This is a genomic window from SAR86 cluster bacterium (genome assembly GCA_023703675.1).
In the GTDB taxonomy this organism is placed as follows: Bacteria; Pseudomonadota; Gammaproteobacteria; order Magnimaribacterales; family AG-339-G14; genus AG-339-G14.
In genome coordinates, this window is record CP097974.1 from 782,240 (window position 1) to 801,200 (window position 18,961).

The following is an 18,961-nucleotide window of genomic DNA, read 5'->3' on the forward strand; positions in this document are numbered from 1 at the left end:
AGACAATTTTAAAAATCATTAGTTCAAAAAAGGAGACCAAGCAGGCTCTCTAATAGAGCCTAATTTTACAGGAAGCTGAAATTTAGATTTTTTATCCACAGTAATTCCAGCTAAATATCCTTGCTCATCTTTTTTGGCAGAGTAAATAATAATATGTCCATTGGGTGAAATTGTTGGAGATTCATCTAAAGAAGTTTTTGTAACAATATTAATAAACTTATTTTTAAGATTTTTTGTCGCAATGTGAAAGACTCCATTATTCCCATGTACCAGAACAATATTATTTCCATTTGGAAAAAATCTTGATCTTGCATTGTAATTTCCTTCCATCGTCAATCTTTTGACTCTTTTATTAGAGATCTTAACTTCAAAAATCTGAGGACTTCCTGATCGATTTGAAGTAAACAATAGTCGCTTTCCATTGGGAGACCATGCCGGCTCAGTGTCGATACCATAATGATCAGTAAGGCGAGTTATTTTTTTAGTCTTTAAATTATAAATATAAATATCTGGGTTTCCTGACATTGAGATTACAAATGCTAAATATTTAGAATCTGGAGACCAAACGGGAGCACTTTTACTCATTCCAAGAGTTGGAATTGTTTCTCTTTGGCCAGTGACAAGGTTTTGAATAAATATCTCTGCAAAACCTTTTTCAAAAGACACGTAAGCAAGTTTTTTTCCATCCGGTGACCAATCTGGCGACATTAAGGGTGAATTAGATGAAAATAAAATTTCTTCATTTTTCCCATCTATATCAGATACGCAAATACTGTATTCCTCTGGACCAGGATTCAAAATATAAGCTAGTTTTGTATTGAATATGCCTTTCAGGCCTGTAATGCTTTCATAAACTCTATCACTTATAATTTTTGTAATGAGTTCAATTTCTTCTTTGCTGCCGTTTACGTCTCCATTTAAGACAATTCTTTCTAAATTAATGTCTGAAACAAAGTAATTAATGTTAACGGTTTTATCTAAAGAAGTAATATTTCCAAAAACAACATAGTCTGAAGAGAGAAGTTTCCAGTCTCTAAAGAAAAAATCCTCTACTTTTGTGGGATAAGAAAGCATCTTCTCGGATGGTAATAATTCAAACTCTCCAAAAAGATTTAATTTTTCGTTAATTAAATCTCTAATTTGGAAATTAAATTTATTATTCTCAATATTCATAAAAGGTACTACGGCAATATTTGGAAGCTTTTCAGTCCCTTTGATGATTTCAATCTGCAATTTAGCTTGTACGTCGAAAGAAGCAAAATAAATTAAAACAAAAAAGGAAAATTTTACAATCATGACTTAAATACCAAAGTTATTTCCCTAAAGTATTTTTCAAAGTCAGTCCTTTTTATTTCCGATAACTCAGTTAAAAAATTAACTTTTGAGACTGCCTTTAAAGCAGATTCATCAAATTTTTTATTTCCACTTGAACTTATTAAAGATGATGAAAGTATTTCTCCTGAAGGAGACAAAGTAAGTTTGATTGAAGCCTGGATATTTTCATTCAAAACAGATGGTTTGTTCCACAGATTAATAAATTTTGCTTGAATCAAATTTATAGTCTTGAGATTTTTATTTAATTCAAGATTTTCGAGGGTTTCTTTCGCTGAAATCGATAAATTAGAATTATTAGGCTGACTCTCTAAGTTTTTCTTAAAAGGAGTATTTATTTCTTTTTTTTCTAAATCTAATAAAGAAATTATTTCGGAAGAACCTTTGATTTTATTTTCTTCTCTTTTTTCTTGTACAAAACCAATTGGAATTACTTCGAAAATCTTCTCCTTAGGGAGAAAAATTGAAAAATCTAAAGTTATGACCAGCAAAATGAGTACATGTCCTAATAGAGAGAAAACAAAACCTAACTGATAATTAATCATTTTCTGGTTCTGTGAGAAAATTAATTGAGTTAGGTTTTAACTTTTGCAAAGAAGACATTAATTTTGCTACATCATCAAAAATTACTTGAGAATCCGCTCTTATAAAAACTTCGATTTTATTACTAGTTATAATTTTTTTTAATTCGTTTTCAATTTTTTCTAAAGTTAACTCTTGATCTTTGAAAGTATCAAGCTCTAAATAATATTTGCCTGAACTATTGATAGATATTGTCAAAGAATTATTTTCAAAATCGTCTATTGGTGCTGAATCTACTTTTGGCAGATCAACATTTATTCCCTGAATAATAAAAGGCGCAGTCACCATAAATATAAGAAGTAAAACCAACATGATATCTACATAGGGAATCACATTAATTTCGGCAAGATATTTCTTAGGGTTATTGGCTCTCATCAATTTGGTTAGAAAAAATAATAATTAATTCTTCGGAGAAATTACTGTACTCGTTTACAAAGGAATTAATCTTGTTCAAATTCCAATTGTATGAAACCAAAGCTGGAATAGCTGCAAATAAACCCAATGCAGTCGCTATTAAAGCTTCAGAAATTCCTGGTGCTACAACAGTTATTGAAACTTGCGTTAACTGAGATAAACCTCCAAAGGCATTCATGATACCCCAAACAGTGCCAAATAATCCTATATAGGGGCTCACTGAGGCAGCGGTAGAGAGAAAAGGTAGCCTTTTAGAAAATTCTTCTTCGCATCTAGAAATAGTTATTTCTAAAATTTTTTTAATTTGATCAAGATTTGGAGGTTTTTTTGCTTTTTTACTAAATTCTTTAAATCCAGATACAAAAACTTGCTCTAAACCTATTAGTTTTTCTTTTCTCTGAAGTTTAGTAAAAATTTTTTCAAGATCGTTGTTTGTCCAAAAAATTTTATTGAATTCATATATATCTCGCTCTGCTCTCTTAAAAGTTATATATTTTTCAACAATGAACCACCAAGATACAAAAGAGATAATTAGTAAAGTTATTAAAACAAGTTTGACAACCAAACTTGCTTGAAAAAAAAGAGAAATTAAATCTATTTCAAATGCCATTACTTTTCTCCATCATTGAATTAAGAAGCTTTGAAGGTACTTTAGTAGGTTTTTTGTTATTTGTTTCCAAACATCCACATTTGACATCAGCTGTTAAAATTTTAAGACCATTGGAATCTAAAACCTCTTGATAAAAGGAAAAAGTGACATTTTTTACTCCAAAGATTTTACTTCTAACCTCTATTATGTCGTCTAGTTCAGCTGGTTTTATAAAATCTAGGCTAACTTTTTTCACTACAAAAATAATATCATTATCTAAAAGTTGTTTTTGATCGTAGCCAATTTCTCGTAAGAATTCGGTTCTACCTCTTTCTAAAAACTTTAAGTAATTTGAGTTGTAAACTACTCCTTGTGCATCAGTGTCTTCAAAATAAATTCTTATTTTTAATGACGACATTATTAGCTTTTGTGAGACTTTATATCTTCTTGGTAGAGAGTTTTTATTAAATAAACAAAATCCTTCCACAATAAATCACACGTATTGGAATTGTCTTTGTCTAATGAAGGATTTACAGAATACAAAGGAACTCTAACTTTAATAGGTCTATTGTTAAATTTATAAATTAAAGCAGGTAATTCTCTTTCTTTTATCGAATCCAAAACTTGATTCCACCAATTTTCAATTGGCTCATTACCTTGGCCGTAACGTTTACATTCTAGGTGCCATCTACCAAGGATTAGGTCAGGTAAAAATTTTTCTCTTGTCTGTTCTAAGATTCGTTTTAAAGGAATTGTTAATTCAAGTTCTTCGTTTAATAAATTTGCGATTTCCCGCTCAAAGGCTGCTCCTTTATTTCTAGAATTTGTCATTTTAATTTATACCCTCTAGAGAAAATTCTGCGTTAGAAAAAACATTCTGCACATCATCTAAATCCTCTAAGCTTTCAATTAGATTTAAAACTTTTTCAGTTTCTTCAGAGTTTAATTTTATACTTTGACTCGAATCCATAATAATTTCAGTTTCTATCACCTCAATACTTTCTTTGAGTAATGCATTCTTTGTATTATGAATACTATTTGGATCGGTATAAATAATTGTTAATTCTTCATCGGATGATTCAATATCTTCTATCCCCTCTGAAATTAATAAATCTAGTAATTTTTCTTGATTAGATTCTCTAACAATTATTTGGCCTTTTTTCTTGAACAAATAACCTACTGAACCATCAGTTCCGAGGCTGCCTCCTGCTTTTGAAAAAGCATGTCTTATTTCAGCTACTGTGCGATTTTTATTATCAGACATTGCTTCAATAAATACCGCAACGCCATTTGGTCCGTATCCTTCGTATGAAATCTCCTCTAAATTTCCCGAATCATTGTCTCCTGAACCTCTAGCAATTGCTCTTTCAATTGTATCTTTAGGCATATTTGCCCCTAAGGCTTTATCTAGAGCTAACCTTAATCTTGGATTATCAGCAACTTCTGAACCGCCAAGCTTTGAAGCTACCGTAAGTTCTCTGATTAACTTAGAAAAGATCTTTTGTTTCTTCTCATCTTGCCGCCCTTTTCTATGCTTTATATTCGCCCATTTGGAATGGCCAGCCATTTATTCTTTCTCCTCAAATGTAGACTTAATTGCCAAATCGTCTAATTCTTCTTCCGAAACTTTATCTGGAGCTTCAGTCATTAAACACATCGCTGATTGAGTCTTCGGGAAAGCGATGACGTCTCTTATTGAATCTTCGCCTGCCATCAGCATAACAATTCTATCCAATCCAAAAGCAATCCCTCCATGAGGTGGGCAACCATATTCTAAGGCTTCCAGGAAAAATCCAAATTTTTTATTTGCTTCTTTCTCTGAAATTCCGAGGATAGAAAAAATCTTTTTTTGCTCCTCAATGTCATAAATACGCATTGAACCGCCTCCAAGTTCGTATCCATTTAAGACCAAGTCATAAGCCTCGGAAAGAGCCTTACTTGGATTCTTTTCTAAAATTTCTAAAGAACTTAAGGATTTTGTAAATGGGTGATGTGAAGGTGTTAAAGAGCCGTCAGGGGTCTCTTCAAATACTGGAAAATCTGTAACCCATACTGGCTTCCAATCCGACTTATCAATCAAGCTCAAATCAAATCCGAGTTCTTGTCTTAGTGCTCCTAAAGAATCAAAAACTATCTTTTTATCTCCAGCACCAAAGAAAACCGTATCGCCCTCTTTTAAATTTAATCTAGAAATTAATTTACTTATTTCTTCTTCTGATAAAAATTTAACTATTGGAGATTGAAGACCATTTTTTAGATCACTTAAATCATTTATTTTTATGTAAGCCAAGCCTTTTGCTCCAAAATTTCCTACGAATTTTGTATACTGATCAATTTGACTCCTTGAAAGCTCTTTATCAATTTTTAAAGCCAATAATTTACTTTTCTCATCATTTGCCGGATCTTTAAATACTTTAAAATCAGATTCGAAAAAAATATCTTTTACGTCCTCTAAGACGAGTGGATTCCTTAAATCCGGTTTATCTGATCCATACTTCTCCATAGCTTCTGAGTAGGATATTCTTGGAAATTTACTTAATTTTACTCCTAATATAGCTTTAAATAGATCTACCATTAATTTTTCAGAAATACTCATTACTTCTTCACAAGAAGTAAAAGACATTTCAATATCAATCTGAGTAAACTCTGGTTGTCTGTCCTTACGCGTGTCCTCATCTCTAAAACATCTAGCTATTTGAAAATACTTATTAAATCCACTTACCATGAGCAGTTGCTTAAAAAGTTGTGGTGATTGTGGAAGAGCATAAAATTTACCTTGGTTCACTCGACTGGGTATCAAAAAGTCTCTAGCTCCTTCTGGTGTTGCTTTGGTCATCATTGGAGTATCTATTTCAATGAATTCTTTTTTAGCTAAAAAATTTCTGATGAAATTATTTATATTTGAGCGCATAACTAAATTATTATGCATTTCAGGTCTTCTAAGGTCTAAATAACGGTATTTCAATCTAATTTCTTCTCCAGCCTTAGAATATTCATCTAACTGAAATGGAAGAGGTTTGCTTTTAGAAAAAATATTTAATTTATTTGCATAAACCTCAATTTCACCTGTTGCCATTTTTTTATTCTGAGTTCCATCAGGCCTTGCTTTAACCTTCCCAGTAATTTCGATGACAAATTCATTCCTAATTGTTTCAGCAATATTAAAAATTTCTTTTTCATCTGGCTCAATAACTACTTGAACTATCTCTAAATCTTTTCTTAAATCTATAAATATAACTCCACCGTGATCTCTTATTTTTTCCACCCAACCATTAATGGTAACGATTTTGTCTTTATCTGATAGGGATAAATTAAAAACTGAAGAACTCATTTAAGTATCTGATTTTGGCTGATCTTTTTTAATAGATTTTTTGTTTTGATCCTGTTTCTTTTGATTAGGTTCTTTAGATTGTACTAAATTTTTCTTCTTTCCAGTTTTAAAGTCTGTTTCATACCAGCCTTTTCCATCAAGCCTAAAGCTAGGAGCTGATACAACTCTTTGTAAGTTAGATTTTTTTTCACAATCACATTTTATTTTTTTGTTTGCTTCAGAAATACTGAGTATTTTTTCAAACTTTTTATTGCATTTTAAACACTGAAATTCATAAATTGGCATAATTGATCTCTTCGATTAACAAATTAAACGATGATTAAATCAAATATGATTAAGCCAATAGCTTCTGGTATTTATAGTTGGCTTCCGTTGGGAACCTTAATTTTAAAGAAAGTAGAAAATATAATAAGAGCCGAACTTTCTAATGGTGGTTGTCTAGAAATAATTATGCCTTTAGTTCAGCCTAAAGATCTTTGGGATCTATCAGGAAGATCAAGTGAATATGGTCCAGAATTACTTGGGTTTAAAGATAGAAATGAACGAGACTTTTATCTCGGTCCTACTCATGAAGAAATAGTTACCGAATTAGCTAAAAAAGAAGTTAAAAGCCATAAGGATCTACCAGTAACTTTTTTTCAAATACAAAATAAATTTAGAGATGAAATTAGACCAAGATTTGGGGTTATGAGGGCTAGAGAATTTCTTATGAAAGATGCCTACTCATTTGGAAGTGATGAAAAATCTATGAATGATTCCTACTCTAAAATGAAAAAAATATATAAAAATATTTTTGACAGAATTGGTTTAGATTACAAAATTGTATCTGCTGATTCTGGTTCTATAGGTGGAGACAAATCAGAAGAGTTTCATGTACTTGCTGATTCTGGTGAAGATACTCTTGTTTTAAGTAACGAAAGCGAATTTGCCTGCAACATAGAATTAATGGACGAAAAAGATCCAAAAAAAATAGAAGGAACGAAAAGCCCAGATGGCAAAGGAACTTTAAGTTTAAAAAAAGGAATCGAAGTAGGTCATATTTTTGAGCTTGGTACGAAATATAGTAAATCTATGGGTCTTTCTATACAAAAAGATAATAAGCTTCAAGATGTCTTTATGGGCTGCTATGGGATAGGAGTCTCTAGGATTGTAGCCGCAGCTATAGAACAAAATTATGACGAAGAAGGAATTATATTTCCTGAATCAATCTCTCCTTTTAAATGTTACATAATTTTAATAAACCAGAAAAATAATACCGATTTAAGTAAAAAAGCAGATGATTTATATCAAAAGCTAAAATCGAATAACATTGATGTTTTTTTTGATGATAGAGATCAAAATCCTGGAGTAAAATTCAGAGACGCAAATCTTATGGGTGTCCCTTATCAAGTAGTTTTGGGTGAAAAAACGTTAAGTGATGGTACTGTGGAATTGATCTCGAGAAAGGATCAAAAAAAAGAGATCCTTGATTTTACTAAAATAGTTAAGAGATTTAAGGTGTGAATATCTTAATTTAATTCAGATTCTTTGATTGCCTTATAGATTTTATCCTCAATTTCTTTCATCAATTTTGGATTTTGTTTTAAAAACTCACTAGCATTTACCTTTCCTTGACCAATTTTCTCGTCATTGTAAGAATACCAAGCACCTGATTTTTCAACTATTTTGTGTTCAGCTCCTATATCCAAAAGTTCTCCAGCCTTATTAATTCCTTTCCCATATAAAATTTGAAATTCTGATTGTCTGAATGGAGGGGCAACTTTATTTTTAACTACTTTAACTCTTGTTTCATTTCCAGTAACCTCATCTCCGTCTTTTACCGTTCCAATCCTTCTAATGTCTAATCTAACAGAAGAATAAAATTTTAGGGCATTACCGCCAGAAGTAGTTTCAGGATTACCAAACATCACGCCTATTTTCATCCTAATTTGGTTAATAAAAATTACTAATGTATTGGATCTCTTAATATTTCCGGTAATTTTTCTTAAAGCTTGAGACATTAATCTGGCTTGTAACCCCACATGATGATCACCCATTTCACCTTCGATCTCTGCTCTTGGCGTTAATGCCGCAACAGAGTCTATTACCAGTACGTCTACACCACCTGACTTCACCATAATATCTGCAACTTCTAGAGCCTGTTCCCCCGTGTCGGGTTGTGACAAAAGAAGATCATCAACTTTTACGCCCAACTTAGCTGCATAAATCGGATCTAACGCATGTTCGGCGTCTACGAAGGCTGCAGTTCCTCCAAGTTTTTGGCACTCAGCTATAACTTGAAGTGTAAGTGTGGTTTTTCCTGAAGATTCGGGACCGAATATTTCAACCACTCTTCCTCTCGGAAGACCCATTACGCCGAGCGCCAAATCTAGTCCTAACGAACCAGTAGAAATACTTGGGATATTTTCGACCTTTTTATCCCCCATTCGCATAATCGTGCCACTTCCAAATTGACTTTCAATTTGGTTGATTGCTGAAGCTAAATTTTTAGATTTATCTGGAGAAAGTTCTTCTTTTTTTGTATTTTTAGTTGCCATAATAGTTACTGTATAAATTTACAGTATTATAACTATATTTAGCATTTCAATGCAATGAATTTAAATTATTAATAATCTCTTCTAATATAAATTTTACGCTAGATCTTCTGACATCGTCTCTATCTCCTGAGAATAATTTTTCAAAACTTTTAGTTACTTTTTCGTCGGCATAGGCAAAACAAACCGTACCTACAGGTTTATCTTTAGTTCCTCCTGTGGGTCCAGCTATACCGCTTATGGAAATACTAACATCCGATCGACTTATTTTTCTTGCCCTTTCGGCCATTTCCTCAACTACTGTTTTGGACACTGCACCATGGTTAATTAAAGAATCTTTAGAAACGTTCAATAAATTGTGTTTAGCTTGATTTGAATAGGTAATAAAACCTGTCCCATACCATTTTGAACTACCAGGAATACCTGTAAATTCTTTACCAACCCATCCCCCTGTGCATGATTCTGCTGTAGAAATTGTTAAATTATTTTCTAATAATAAGGTTGCAACTTTTTCTGCTAAGGAATTTAAATCGCTCTCTGATATAGACATAAATAAATTATAATTTGTTTATGACTTTTATTGTTGGCCAAGCTTGTATTAATTGCAAGCACACTGATTGCGTTGAAGTTTGCCCTGTTGATTGTTTTTACGAAGGAGAAAATACTTTAGTTATCGACCCTGAAGAATGCATTGATTGCGGGCTCTGCGAGCCTGAGTGTCCAGTAAATGCAATATATGCTGAAGATGAAGTTCCTGCAGATGAGATTGAATTCATAGAAATAAACGAAAAATATTCAAAGATTTGGCCTAATATTTCAGAAAAAAAAGACGCACTCCCCGACGCAGAAAAATGGGCGGAATCAAAAAATAAAATTGAAGTCTTAATTTTAGAATAAAATTAATTCCGAGGAATATATGGAAATAAAGTTAGATTGGTTGAATAAAATTAAACCCGGTAACACTATGAAGTTTTTAAATTTGGAATACGTAGAAACTGATGGAGACATTTATAAGCTTAAAGCTACATTTCCACCAGAAACTACTAATCCTATGAATATGGTGCAAGGAGGTATGATAACAGCGGCGCTTGATGATGCAACGGCAATGGTAGTGATTTCGGCTTACGATTTTAAAATAGGTCCGTTGACAACGGATCTTCATGTTCTGTTTCATAGACCAGTAGAAGTTGGGGAGGCAATGATTGAAGTAAAAATTATTAAGCTAGGAAGAAAGCTAGCTACGGTTGAGGGTAAGTTATATAACGCTGAAAATAAACTTGCAGCGACCTTATTGCATACTATCCAACCTTCCGAACCACCAGAAGGGGCAAATCCGTTTGATACTAATTAAGCTGAATTTAAACTTGTTAAGGGATTGTTCGTAATTCTCTCGGGAATTTTCTCAGCGCCAGGAATACCTCTAGCTATCATAAATGGTCGCAATGCTTCAATGGCTTTAGGTTCGTCATGATGACAAATTTTTGGGTACATGTGATGCATCGCGTGTATTTGCATCGAATGGTTAAAAAATCTACTGATTCCATTAGCCCAAAATCTTGTATCTGCATGTCTTCCAACGGGTAAATCACGATGAGGCATATGAGAAAAAATTACTCCTAAATACGAAACGGTAAATTTTCTAGGCAACCACCACAAAAATAAAGTTTCTAAGGGAAAATTAATTGCCATTACAATTTGAATCACAAAAAATCCCAAAGAAAATAAAGTTCCTCTATCAATAGCCTCTTTAAATTTAGGTTCAGTATCTATCCAAGTTTCTATCATTTGATTGATACTCTCACTTCTATCTCCGGTTTGATTATGAACTATAAGTGCTGATTCAAACCAACTTCTTGTATGAGTATGTGTATAGTCAGGATCACGACTAGGGTCGTTGGTGTGTGCATGATGTTTTAGATGGGTAACTTTTAATATGTCATGGGATTGAGCGAGCGGAATTAAAGAAATTTGACCAACTACAAAATCTAACCACTCTAAATTTTTTTTATTACCAGAAAGATGTCCATGCTGACCAGCATGAGAAGGTAGATATGCAAAAGTAGCTGATATCAATAAAATGAAAAAGCCGAGCCAAAGAGGCATTAACCCATTTAGAACTAATCCCCAGACTCCAAGCCAAACAATAAATTGAGAGAGACCAATTACAATCATCTCCCATTCAATTCTTCCCATGAAAGATCGAGCTATTTTCTTCTCCGCCTCCAAAGAAAGGTCGTGATCTTGAATAAAATCTTGCTGATTTAAATTTTCTTGAAATGCTAATTTATCCATGACCATTTATTAATTTTAGAAATAATTCCAAATAAAAATCCAAAAAAATAACCAATTGCGTATAAAAAATTATTGTCTATATTTTGAAAAAATAATATTAAAAAAGCGCTAAAAATACTTCCCCAAAAGAGAAACCCAAACCAGACTAAGGCCCACTTTGAAAGATGGTCTTTAAAAAAATTGTTTAAACGTTGCATATTGGTTTATTTTACAATTCACTTCATTAAGTTTCTACACTTTATTTTTTGACTTTATCCTCATTTACAATTCCTGGAAGCATTGGTACAAATAAAACTGGGTCCAAAACTTTTCTAATTATTTCTTTTTTTTCTTTTTTTTCAATTAACACTAAATTTTGATTTTTTTCATTTCCTACTGGGCAGATTAGCTTTCCAGAAACATTTAATTGTTTTATCAACGGTTCAGGAACATTATTAGAGACAGCAGAGCAAATTATCGCATCGAATTTTTTAAATGTTGGCCAACCTAATGATCCGTCAGCACATCTAATAAGATAGTTTTTTATGCCAGCAGATTGCAAGTTAGCTTTAGCTCTTTCGGCCAGAGGGGAAATTCTCTCAATAGAAAAAACTTTTCTGCAAAAATTTGAAAGAATAGCAGTTTGATACCCACATCCTGTACCAATTTCAAGAATTGTACCTAAAGGAGCCTTATCAAAGATATTTCCTTTTAAAATTAATTCAATCATTCTTGCAACCACAAAAGGTTGTGAAATAGTTTGATGATATCCTATTGGCAAAGACATATCTTGATAAGCTCTTGAAGAAAAAGCTCCATCGACAAATAAATGTCTTGGGGTCTTAAGAAATGCATCTAGGACTCTCAGATCTGAAATTCCTTTTGATGAAATTTCATCTACTAAAGCTTGTCTAGCCCTTTGGTAAGTAAGATCAGTGTTCTTTTCAAGACTCATCAAAAAGATTTGATAAACTTTTTAAATTTTCTGTTGAAATTGCTTCTAAAGTAATCGGAGATAAAGAAATTGAACCCTCCTCTAAACAGCTAAGATCGTCTATAAAATTTTCTCTTTTGCCTTTATATTCATCCAAATAAGTTTTGGTTATTTTTATTTCAGGATTTTTAAATTTTTTGTGATCTGGAACATTCAAATTCAAAATTGAGCTTGGTTTTAAATGTATTTTTTCCATATTGTCTAAAATCATACAAACTGTTTCAGAAGCAAAACTATAATCGCTTATTTCAAATGATGCGACGGAAACAGCTATGGGTGGATATTTTAAATTTCTTCCTTCAAATGCAGCGCCTACAGTCCCTGAATAAAGCAATACGGGACCTAAATTTGGTCCAGGATTTATTCCAGAAACTACAATGTCTGGTTCAAAAGGACAGTGAAATTCCAACGCATTCTTAACGCAATCTACTGGGGTTCCATCAAGACTAAAGACATTATCAGCCAGTTTTTTTTCTTTTACTTCGGTTAAAAAAGTGACGGCACTCCCGAAGCCACTTCGGTTTCTATCGGGAGCCATAGTAAAAACATTGTGTTTTTTTGAAAGGGCTAGAAGAAGCGTTTGTAGTCCAGGATGGTCAATTCCATCATCATTTGTCAATAAGATATTCATTTTGCAGATTTTTCTATTAAGACGTTAGTGAGACAAGAGATTCCTTCTTTTTTTCCCATAAAACCCATTTTATCGGTCGTTGTTGCTTTGCAAGAAATTTTTTCAGAATCGATTTTCAGCATATTTGCTAAATTTTGTAAAATTTCTGACCTATGTTTTTCAATTTTTGGAATTTCGCCTATATAAGTAATATCAATATTTATTATTTCGTAATTTTTAGATTTGAGCTCATTTAAAACTATTTTTATCATTTCAGCTCCAGAAATATTTTTAAATTCATCCGTGTTAGGAAAAAACTGGCCTATGTCGCCTAAACTTGCCGCACCTAATAAAGCATCACAGATTGAGTGAGAAATAATGTCGCCATCGGAATGAGCTATGATTGAATATTCACAGGCGATATAAACACCGCCTAAAATCATTCCATCCCCTTTTTTTATTTGGTGGGCATCAAACCCGTTACCGATCCTTATTGTCACAACCGACCAGAAAGCTTGAGATATTGCTCGACAAGAACTAAATCTTCTTTTTTTGTAACCTTTATATTCATTCGATCAGATAAAATCGGAGTAATAGTTCCGTCAAAAAAATTTAAAGCCGCACCAACCTCATCAGAAAAAACTTTTTTTTCTTCCTTAGCGTTGTCGATAGCCCTTAAAATATCTTCTAAAAAAAAGACTTGCGGAGTCGCTGAAAGCCATACTTTTGAACGGTCTAAGGTTTTTGTGATCTTATTTTTATTACCTAAACTCACACTTTCTGGAGGTTGATGTGCCAACAACACTCCTTGGCCTTCATCTTTCATTTCTTCTGAGGCGAAATCCATTAATTTCTGCAAATCTTCTTTGATTAAACAAGGCCTAGCAGCATCGTGTATAGCTACAAGTGAACCTTTATCCTCTTGTTCCATCAAAAATTCTAACCCTTTAAGAACTGATTCCATTCTAGTATCGCCGCCAATGCATGAAACTATTTTTTCATGATTTGATATGGCTAACGAATTCCAAACATCATTTTCTTCCTGAGTAACGACACAGATTTTTTTGCAATTTTCATCTAGCAGAAATGGGTCTATTGCGTATTCAATTATGGTTTTACTGCCAATTTCTGTGAACTGCTTTGCTAATTTTAATTTGGCCCTTGACCCTATACCTGCTGCTGGAATTAACGCTAAGTAATCTTCACTCATGATCTAATCGCTTTTATTGTCATTAATGTTTGAGTATTTTTCAAATAGAATTTTATTTTCCTTATTTATTTTCTCATTAGAACTTTTTAAGTCCTTTAAATCTTTTTTAAGTTCTCTAATTTCTGAAAAACTGTATTCACCGTAAAAGATATTAATCGTATAGTAAAAAAAAATTATCGTCATTGTGATGAATAAAAATAAAAAAAAATTTTTTTTTATAAAAATCATCTAGGAATAATTTATTGTTTTCCTTCAAATTTTAGGTTTTCTAAAGCGTCTATATAAATCAAACGATTGTATTTTGCAGTTCTATCAGATCTAGAAGGCGCACCGGTTTTAATTTGCCCAGATCCAGTGCCTACAGCTAAATCTGCAATGAAGTTATCTTCAGTCTCACCAGATCGATGAGAAATAACACATTTATAGTTATTTTCTTTAGCCAATTTTATGGTTTCAATGGTTTCGGTTAAAGTTCCTATTTGATTTATCTTTATTAAAATTGAGTTTCCGGCTTTCAGATCAATTCCTTTCTGAAGAAAGAGTTTATTTGTTACAAAAAGATCATCTCCAACGAGCTGCGTTTCCTCTCCCAAAACATTTGTTAAATTTATCCAACCATCCCAATCATTTTCATCCAAGGCATCTTCAATTGAAGAAATTGGAAAAGTATTTTGAAGTTCAGCAAGGTGAGAGATTATCTCTTCTGAAGTATTTTTTTTGCCATTTAAATAATAACTGTCATCTGAAAAAATTTCTGTTGCAGCACAATCAAGGGCAAAGCTTACTTCTTCTCCAAGTTTATATCCTGACGTCAGCACCGCTTCTGATATTAATTCAAGGGCATCTTTTGAAGAATTAACATTAGGAGCAAACCCACCTTCATCGCCAACAGCGGTAGAGAAACCTTTTTTGGCCAATGTTTGTTTTAACTCACTAAAAATCTCAACACCACAAATTAAACTTTGTTTAAAAGAATTAAACCCATGAGGTTGAATCATAAATTCTTGAAAATCTAAACCGTTATTAGCGTGCATTCCGCCATTTAAAATATTCATCATTGGAAGTGGAGCTTTGATCTCAGTTTTAACACCTAATGATCTTGAGATTTCAAAAATATATAAATACAAAGGTTTTTTTTGTTGTGATGCAGATGCCTTACAAGCCGCTAAAGAAAGAGAAAGTAAAATGTTAGCTCCAAAGTTTTCTTTATTGTCTGAACCATCTAACTCTAATAGTTTGTAATCAAACTCTGCTTGATCTTTTAAATCGATATTTATTAATTCTGGAAATAAATTTTCCTTTGCATTTTGAATTGTAGTTTCTACTCCCTTGCCTTCAAAACTGCTTCCACCATCTCTTTTTTCAATTGCTTCTCTTGATCCTGTGGAAGCTCCAGAAGGTACGTACCCAAATTCAAGAGTTCCGTCCTCTAACTCAATTGAAGTCATTACCGTTGGTGTGCCTCTAGAATCAAGAATTTCAAAAGAATCAATATTTCTAATTTTCATTTTAGGATTTGATAAAAGTATCTAGTGCTGAAACTTTATTCAAAATTAATTCTAATTCATCTAGCTTCGTAGCGGACGGACCATCGCACTTTGCATTCTCAGGTGACGGATGAGTTTCAATAAATAATGCAGCTAACCCTAAAGATACTCCAGAAAGGGCAAGATCAAGTGCCTGCCCTGATCTTCCGCTAGCAGAATTTCCTTGGCCGCCAGGAATTTGTAAAGAATGAGTGACATCAAAGACTACAGGGCTCCCCATTTTTTTCATTAAGGAAACTCCCAACATATCAACAACAAGATTGTTGTAACCAAAAGAAGTGCCTCTTTCACATAGCATTATCTTTTCATTACCAAACTTTTTACATTTTTCGATAATATTTATCATCTGGTCTGGAGCCAAAAACTGACCTTTTTTTATATTAATAGGCTTTCCTGTTTCACAAGCAGCTTGAATTAGATCAGTTTGTCGACAAAGAAATGCGGGAATTTGAATAATGTCAATAACATCATTAATTGAAGGAATTTGATTTATTTCATGTACATCGGTAATGATCTTCAAATCATGTTTTTTTAGCTCTTTAAAAATTTCTATTCCTTTTTCGATTCCAGGCCCCCTAAAAGAATCAACAGAAGACCTGTTAGCTTTGTCAAAAGAAGCTTTAAAAACCAAGTGATTACCTATATTTTCTGAAATCTGTTTAAGTTTCAATGCAACTTCAATTGCTTGTTCGCTAGATTCTAAAACATTCAGTCCAGCAAAGAAGACGATTTTTTCTTCGTTTCCAATTTGGACATCATCAATAGTTATTGTTGTCATTTTTTTAGCTTAGCAGCTCTTACAAAACCATTAAATAAAGGATGTCCAGATCTTGGATCAGAAGTAAATTCTGGGTGGAATTGACAGCCCACAAACCACTTATGTCCTTTTAATTCAATTGCCTCTACTAAACTTTTATCTTTTGAGCGCCCCACTATTTTCATCCCTTTTCCTTTAATTTTCTCTAAATAATTATTATTAAATTCGTATCTGTGTCTGTGTCTTTCAGAAATCTTCAAAGATTTATACATTTTCGACATATTACTATTTTTTTCTAAAAAACAAATTTGACTTCCAAGTCTCATAGTTCCTCCTTTGTCAGAATATTCATTTCTTCTTTGTTTTAGACCCTTCTCGTCCATCCACTCAGTTATTAAAGCTATAACAGGATTTTTTGTATTTTTTTCAAACTCCGTGCTATTTGCAGGTATTTTCAAAACATTTCTTGCAAATTCAATTACTGCAACTTGCATACCGAGACATATTCCAAAAAAAGGTATGTCTTTTACTCTCGCAAATTTTGCTACGTTTATCATTCCATTTATTCCTCTGCCTCCAAATCCTCCTGGTATAAGTATTCCATCAGGTTTAAAGTTCTTTACTTCTTTATCGAAACCTTGAGAATCATAATATTCTATTTCAACCTCAGTTTTATTATGAATTCCTGCATGCACAAGAGCTTCATTTACTGATTTGTAAGAATCTGCCAATTCAGTATATTTCCCAACCATAGCAATCTTTGTTTTGCCCTTTCTATTTTTTTCTAATTTGGTAACCTTTTTCCATCTTGAAAGATTTGCTCTTTTGGATTTCAATCTTAATTTCTCAGTAACCTGTCTATCTAAGCCTTGAGAATTCAGAAGCTCGGGTATCGAATGTATAGATTCAACGTCAGGAATAGTAAATACACATTCTTCTTGAACGTTGGTAAATAAAGCAATCTTTTTTGAATCATTTTTATGCAAAGTATTTTCGGATCTACAAATCAATAGGTCTGCCTGAATTCCATGCGAAAGTAAGTTTTTAATAGAATGTTGAGTTGGTTTAGTTTTTATTTCGCCTGATGATGCTAAGTAGGGAATTAGTGTCAAATGAGCGAATAATGCTCTATTCCCCCCTAGTTCTAATTTCATTTGCCTAATGGCTTCCAAGAACGGTTGCGATTCAATATCACCTACTGTGCCGCCGACTTCCACAATTGCTAAATCATGTCCTTTTGCACAATTCACTATTCTTTTTTTTATTTCATCAGTTATGTGAGGAATTACTTGCACTGTTGATCCAAGAAAATCTCCTCTTCGTTCTTTTTTTAGAACGTACTCGTAAACCTGACCTGCAGTGAAGTTGTTCAATTTAGACATTTTTGAATTTAAAAATCTTTCGTAATGACCAAGATCAAGATCGGTTTCAGATCCATCCTCAGTCACAAATACTTCTCCATGTTGAAAAGGAGACATTGTCCCCGGATCAAGATTTATATAAGGGTCTAATTTTTGAATTGTAACCTTCAGGCCTCTACTTTCTAGAATTGCTCCCAATGAAGCAGAAAATATGCCTTTACCCAGAGAGGAAACTACTCCACCAGTTACAAATAGATATTTCGGATCAGATGCCATCTTTTAAACTTAAGATGGAACATCAGGTTAGCAAAAAAATGCTAATGCTTCAATGTAAATATTTTTAGGCTGTTTCTGATAAATCTAAGGGTTGTTTCAAAGAAGCCCAATCTATGTCTCCGTCAGTGGGCCAACTTTCATAATCTAAAACTCCTAATTCATCGTATAAAGGTCTCACCTTATCAGTGATCAAACCAATTCTAGATAAATTCGGAACCACTCTAGTGAATAAAAGATGCTGAAAGTTATTTGTAACATCGGTTTTTGATTGAAATTCTAAAGATTCTTCTACATTCCAGCCAAATTTTTCATAAACTTCAGCTGAAAGGAGTCTCCCTCTCATAACTACACAAGCTTCGTAAGCAAACATAGCTCTTTCTTCAAGTTCATCTTTCGAAAGGTTTTTTAGATACTCTTCCAAGTAATTAACTCCAAAAGTAACATGTCGAGCCTCGTCACGAATAATTAAATAAAGCATGTCTCTAAAGACAGGGTCATTTGATGTTTGCTTAGCCAAATTGAAGGCCGCTAATGCAAGACCTTCTATAATAATTTGCATTCCGATAAATTTTAAATCCCATCTCGGGTCAGTAAGTATTTTATCAAGCAAGGATTTTAAACCTGTTCCAACTGGATACATTAATTTTTGGCGAGTTTGAAGATATTTATTAAAAGCCTCAACGTGTCTTGCCTCGTCAAAAGTTTGAGAGGCTGCATAAAGTTTCGCATTAAAAGTTGGTGCACAAGATACCAATTGAGAAGCAACTAATAACGCACCTTGCTCACCATGAAGGAATTGACTTAAAGACCATGAGGCTCTGTGTCTCAAAAATTCAAATTTTTCGTTATTTGATAGTTTTTGATAGGGTTCGTATGCATCCCAAAAAATTTCCGGTGGGGTTTCTTCTCTTTCAGGCAAAGGACGATCCCAATCTATATCTTTTTCAACATTCCAATTTAATTCTTTGCCTAATTCGTAAAGCTTTTTTATTCTATTGTCTTGAACCGTGTAATCCCAATTGTAAGCTCCAGTTAAAGGCGTATTGAATATTTCGGCTACATCAGTAACTTCTTGCTCTGAGAGGTCTAATTCATTTTCAACAGGAAATTCTTTGAGCTTCCTAGGTGTTTCGTCTAAATAATCAATTTTCAT

24 protein-coding genes are annotated in these 18,961 nt (G+C 32.9%); 3 read left to right on the plus strand and 21 right to left on the minus strand.

What is annotated here, in order from left to right:
• Positions 1 to 18 precede the first annotated feature (18 nt).
• From tolB to M9C82_03965, 9 genes are read right to left on the minus strand one after another with little or no spacing between them, the layout of a single operon-like run.
• The gene (gene tolB / locus M9C82_03925) at positions 19 to 1,296 is read right to left on the minus strand and encodes a Tol-Pal system beta propeller repeat protein TolB (protein ID URQ73114.1); all 1,278 of its coding nucleotides are present in this window, start codon (positions 1,294 to 1,296) and stop codon (positions 19 to 21) included.
• Positions 1,293 to 1,877 (minus strand): TonB C-terminal domain-containing protein, encoded by a 585-nt coding sequence (locus tag M9C82_03930; protein URQ73115.1) that lies wholly within the window; start codon positions 1,875 to 1,877, stop codon positions 1,293 to 1,295. Before M9C82_03930 ends, tolB begins: the two co-directional genes overlap by 4 nt.
• On the minus strand, positions 1,870 to 2,289 hold the full coding sequence (locus M9C82_03935) for an ExbD/TolR family protein (GenBank protein ID URQ73116.1): 420 nt from the start codon (positions 2,287 to 2,289) through the stop codon (positions 1,870 to 1,872). Before M9C82_03935 ends, M9C82_03930 begins: the two co-directional genes overlap by 8 nt.
• Positions 2,276 to 2,938, minus strand: a complete 663-nt coding sequence (tolQ, locus tag M9C82_03940; GenBank protein ID URQ73117.1) for a protein TolQ — start codon at positions 2,936 to 2,938, stop codon at positions 2,276 to 2,278. The genes M9C82_03935 and tolQ overlap by 14 nt, the downstream gene beginning before the upstream one ends.
• On the minus strand, positions 2,928 to 3,335 hold the full coding sequence (locus tag M9C82_03945) for an acyl-CoA thioesterase (protein URQ73118.1): 408 nt from the start codon (positions 3,333 to 3,335) through the stop codon (positions 2,928 to 2,930). Before M9C82_03945 ends, tolQ begins: the two co-directional genes overlap by 11 nt.
• Positions 3,336 to 3,337: 2 nt before the next feature.
• On the minus strand, positions 3,338 to 3,748 hold the full coding sequence (locus tag M9C82_03950) for a hypothetical protein (GenBank protein ID URQ73119.1): 411 nt from the start codon (positions 3,746 to 3,748) through the stop codon (positions 3,338 to 3,340).
• A gap of 1 nt (position 3,749) precedes the next feature.
• On the minus strand, positions 3,750 to 4,484 hold the full coding sequence (locus M9C82_03955; GenBank protein ID URQ73120.1) for a YebC/PmpR family DNA-binding transcriptional regulator: 735 nt from the start codon (positions 4,482 to 4,484) through the stop codon (positions 3,750 to 3,752).
• The gene (gene aspS, locus M9C82_03960) at positions 4,485 to 6,248 is read right to left on the minus strand and encodes an aspartate--tRNA ligase (protein ID URQ73121.1); all 1,764 of its coding nucleotides are present in this window, start codon (positions 6,246 to 6,248) and stop codon (positions 4,485 to 4,487) included. It abuts the gene before it with no gap.
• The gene (locus M9C82_03965; protein URQ73122.1) at positions 6,249 to 6,533 is read right to left on the minus strand and encodes a zinc ribbon domain-containing protein; all 285 of its coding nucleotides are present in this window, start codon (positions 6,531 to 6,533) and stop codon (positions 6,249 to 6,251) included. It lies immediately after the preceding gene.
• Between the two features lie 30 nt (positions 6,534 to 6,563).
• Between M9C82_03965 and proS the strand changes: the two genes are divergently transcribed.
• The gene (gene proS, locus M9C82_03970) at positions 6,564 to 7,751 is read left to right on the plus strand and encodes a proline--tRNA ligase (protein ID URQ73123.1); all 1,188 of its coding nucleotides are present in this window, start codon (positions 6,564 to 6,566) and stop codon (positions 7,749 to 7,751) included.
• 5 nt (positions 7,752 to 7,756) lie between these two features.
• On the opposite strand, the gene recA is transcribed toward proS, so the two are convergent.
• Complete coding sequence (recA, locus tag M9C82_03975) at positions 7,757 to 8,785, minus strand: recombinase RecA (protein ID URQ73124.1); 1,029 nt, start codon at positions 8,783 to 8,785, stop codon at positions 7,757 to 7,759.
• Positions 8,786 to 8,831: 46 nt separating this feature from the next.
• Complete coding sequence (locus tag M9C82_03980; protein URQ74123.1) at positions 8,832 to 9,326, minus strand: CinA family protein; 495 nt, start codon at positions 9,324 to 9,326, stop codon at positions 8,832 to 8,834.
• Between the two features lie 26 nt (positions 9,327 to 9,352).
• Between M9C82_03980 and M9C82_03985 the strand changes: the two genes are divergently transcribed.
• Positions 9,353 to 9,679, plus strand: a complete 327-nt coding sequence (locus M9C82_03985; protein ID URQ73125.1) for a ferredoxin family protein — start codon at positions 9,353 to 9,355, stop codon at positions 9,677 to 9,679.
• A gap of 19 nt (positions 9,680 to 9,698) precedes the next feature.
• Entirely contained in the window at positions 9,699 to 10,133 is a 435-nt protein-coding gene (locus M9C82_03990) for a PaaI family thioesterase (GenBank protein ID URQ73126.1), read from the plus strand.
• On the opposite strand, the gene M9C82_03995 is transcribed toward M9C82_03990, so the two are convergent.
• From M9C82_03995 to M9C82_04040, 10 genes are all read right to left on the minus strand, one after another.
• Positions 10,130 to 11,074, minus strand: a complete 945-nt coding sequence (locus M9C82_03995; protein URQ73127.1) for a fatty acid desaturase — start codon at positions 11,072 to 11,074, stop codon at positions 10,130 to 10,132. The two genes, M9C82_03990 and M9C82_03995, sit on opposite strands and share 4 nt — an antisense overlap.
• A 238-nt stretch (positions 11,075 to 11,312) precedes the next feature.
• Positions 11,313 to 12,008 carry a protein-L-isoaspartate(D-aspartate) O-methyltransferase gene (locus tag M9C82_04000; protein URQ73128.1) on the minus strand — a complete coding sequence of 232 codons (696 nt, stop codon included), beginning with the start codon at positions 12,006 to 12,008 and terminating at the stop codon, positions 11,313 to 11,315.
• Complete coding sequence (gene surE, locus M9C82_04005) at positions 11,998 to 12,678, minus strand: 5'/3'-nucleotidase SurE (GenBank protein ID URQ73129.1); 681 nt, start codon at positions 12,676 to 12,678, stop codon at positions 11,998 to 12,000. The genes M9C82_04000 and surE overlap by 11 nt, the downstream gene beginning before the upstream one ends.
• Positions 12,675 to 13,157, minus strand: coding sequence for a 2-C-methyl-D-erythritol 2,4-cyclodiphosphate synthase (gene ispF / locus M9C82_04010; GenBank protein ID URQ73130.1), 483 nt, complete (start codon positions 13,155 to 13,157; stop codon positions 12,675 to 12,677). The genes surE and ispF overlap by 4 nt, the downstream gene beginning before the upstream one ends.
• A complete protein-coding gene (locus M9C82_04015) occupies positions 13,154 to 13,867 on the minus strand; it encodes a 2-C-methyl-D-erythritol 4-phosphate cytidylyltransferase (protein ID URQ73131.1) in 714 nt (237 codons plus the stop codon). Before M9C82_04015 ends, ispF begins: the two co-directional genes overlap by 4 nt.
• 3 nt (positions 13,868 to 13,870) lie before the next feature.
• Positions 13,871 to 14,050 carry a septum formation initiator family protein gene (locus tag M9C82_04020; protein ID URQ73132.1) on the minus strand — a complete coding sequence of 60 codons (180 nt, stop codon included), beginning with the start codon at positions 14,048 to 14,050 and terminating at the stop codon, positions 13,871 to 13,873.
• Positions 14,051 to 14,106: 56 nt separating this feature from the next.
• On the minus strand, positions 14,107 to 15,375 hold the full coding sequence (gene eno, locus M9C82_04025; GenBank protein URQ73133.1) for a phosphopyruvate hydratase: 1,269 nt from the start codon (positions 15,373 to 15,375) through the stop codon (positions 14,107 to 14,109).
• A 1-nt stretch (position 15,376) separates the two neighbouring features.
• Complete coding sequence (kdsA, locus tag M9C82_04030) at positions 15,377 to 16,192, minus strand: 3-deoxy-8-phosphooctulonate synthase (protein ID URQ73134.1); 816 nt, start codon at positions 16,190 to 16,192, stop codon at positions 15,377 to 15,379.
• On the minus strand, positions 16,189 to 17,808 hold the full coding sequence (locus M9C82_04035) for a CTP synthase (GenBank protein URQ73135.1): 1,620 nt from the start codon (positions 17,806 to 17,808) through the stop codon (positions 16,189 to 16,191). Before M9C82_04035 ends, kdsA begins: the two co-directional genes overlap by 4 nt.
• Positions 17,809 to 17,872: 64 nt before the next feature.
• The gene (locus tag M9C82_04040; protein ID URQ73136.1) at positions 17,873 to 18,961 is read right to left on the minus strand and encodes a diiron oxygenase; all 1,089 of its coding nucleotides are present in this window, start codon (positions 18,959 to 18,961) and stop codon (positions 17,873 to 17,875) included.

Excerpts from the sequence above, each read along its gene's own strand:
- M9C82_03955 (URQ73120.1), bottom strand. The coding sequence starts at position 4,484 with ATGGCTGGCCATTCCAAATGGGCGAATATAAAGCATAGAAAAGGGCGG.
- M9C82_03990 (URQ73126.1), top strand. The coding sequence starts at position 9,699 with ATGGAAATAAAGTTAGATTGGTTGAATAAAATTAAACCCGGTAACACT.
- aspS (URQ73121.1), bottom strand. The coding sequence starts at position 6,248 with ATGAGTTCTTCAGTTTTTAATTTATCCCTATCAGATAAAGACAAAATC.
- M9C82_04035 (URQ73135.1), bottom strand. The coding sequence starts at position 17,808 with ATGGCATCTGATCCGAAATATCTATTTGTAACTGGTGGAGTAGTTTCC.
- tolQ (URQ73117.1), bottom strand. The coding sequence starts at position 2,938 with ATGGCATTTGAAATAGATTTAATTTCTCTTTTTTTTCAAGCAAGTTTG.
- M9C82_03935 (URQ73116.1), bottom strand. The coding sequence starts at position 2,289 with ATGAGAGCCAATAACCCTAAGAAATATCTTGCCGAAATTAATGTGATT.
- M9C82_03945 (URQ73118.1), bottom strand. The coding sequence starts at position 3,335 with ATGTCGTCATTAAAAATAAGAATTTATTTTGAAGACACTGATGCACAA.
- M9C82_04000 (URQ73128.1), bottom strand. The coding sequence starts at position 12,008 with ATGAGTCTTGAAAAGAACACTGATCTTACTTACCAAAGGGCTAGACAA.
- M9C82_03985 (URQ73125.1), top strand. The coding sequence starts at position 9,353 with ATGACTTTTATTGTTGGCCAAGCTTGTATTAATTGCAAGCACACTGAT.
- M9C82_04015 (URQ73131.1), bottom strand. The coding sequence starts at position 13,867 with ATGAGTGAAGATTACTTAGCGTTAATTCCAGCAGCAGGTATAGGGTCA.
- tolB (URQ73114.1), bottom strand. The coding sequence starts at position 1,296 with ATGATTGTAAAATTTTCCTTTTTTGTTTTAATTTATTTTGCTTCTTTC.
- M9C82_03965 (URQ73122.1), bottom strand. The coding sequence starts at position 6,533 with ATGCCAATTTATGAATTTCAGTGTTTAAAATGCAATAAAAAGTTTGAA.
- recA (URQ73124.1), bottom strand. The coding sequence starts at position 8,785 with ATGGCAACTAAAAATACAAAAAAAGAAGAACTTTCTCCAGATAAATCT.
- surE (URQ73129.1), bottom strand. The coding sequence starts at position 12,678 with ATGAATATCTTATTGACAAATGATGATGGAATTGACCATCCTGGACTA.
- M9C82_03995 (URQ73127.1), bottom strand. The coding sequence starts at position 11,074 with ATGGATAAATTAGCATTTCAAGAAAATTTAAATCAGCAAGATTTTATT.
- kdsA (URQ73134.1), bottom strand. The coding sequence starts at position 16,192 with ATGACAACAATAACTATTGATGATGTCCAAATTGGAAACGAAGAAAAA.
- M9C82_04040 (URQ73136.1), bottom strand. The coding sequence starts at position 18,961 with ATGAAAATTGATTATTTAGACGAAACACCTAGGAAGCTCAAAGAATTT.
- M9C82_03930 (URQ73115.1), bottom strand. The coding sequence starts at position 1,877 with ATGATTAATTATCAGTTAGGTTTTGTTTTCTCTCTATTAGGACATGTA.
- eno (URQ73133.1), bottom strand. The coding sequence starts at position 15,375 with ATGAAAATTAGAAATATTGATTCTTTTGAAATTCTTGATTCTAGAGGC.
- M9C82_03950 (URQ73119.1), bottom strand. The coding sequence starts at position 3,748 with ATGACAAATTCTAGAAATAAAGGAGCAGCCTTTGAGCGGGAAATCGCA.
- proS (URQ73123.1), top strand. The coding sequence starts at position 6,564 with ATGATTAAATCAAATATGATTAAGCCAATAGCTTCTGGTATTTATAGT.
- M9C82_04020 (URQ73132.1), bottom strand. The coding sequence starts at position 14,050 with ATGACGATAATTTTTTTTTACTATACGATTAATATCTTTTACGGTGAA.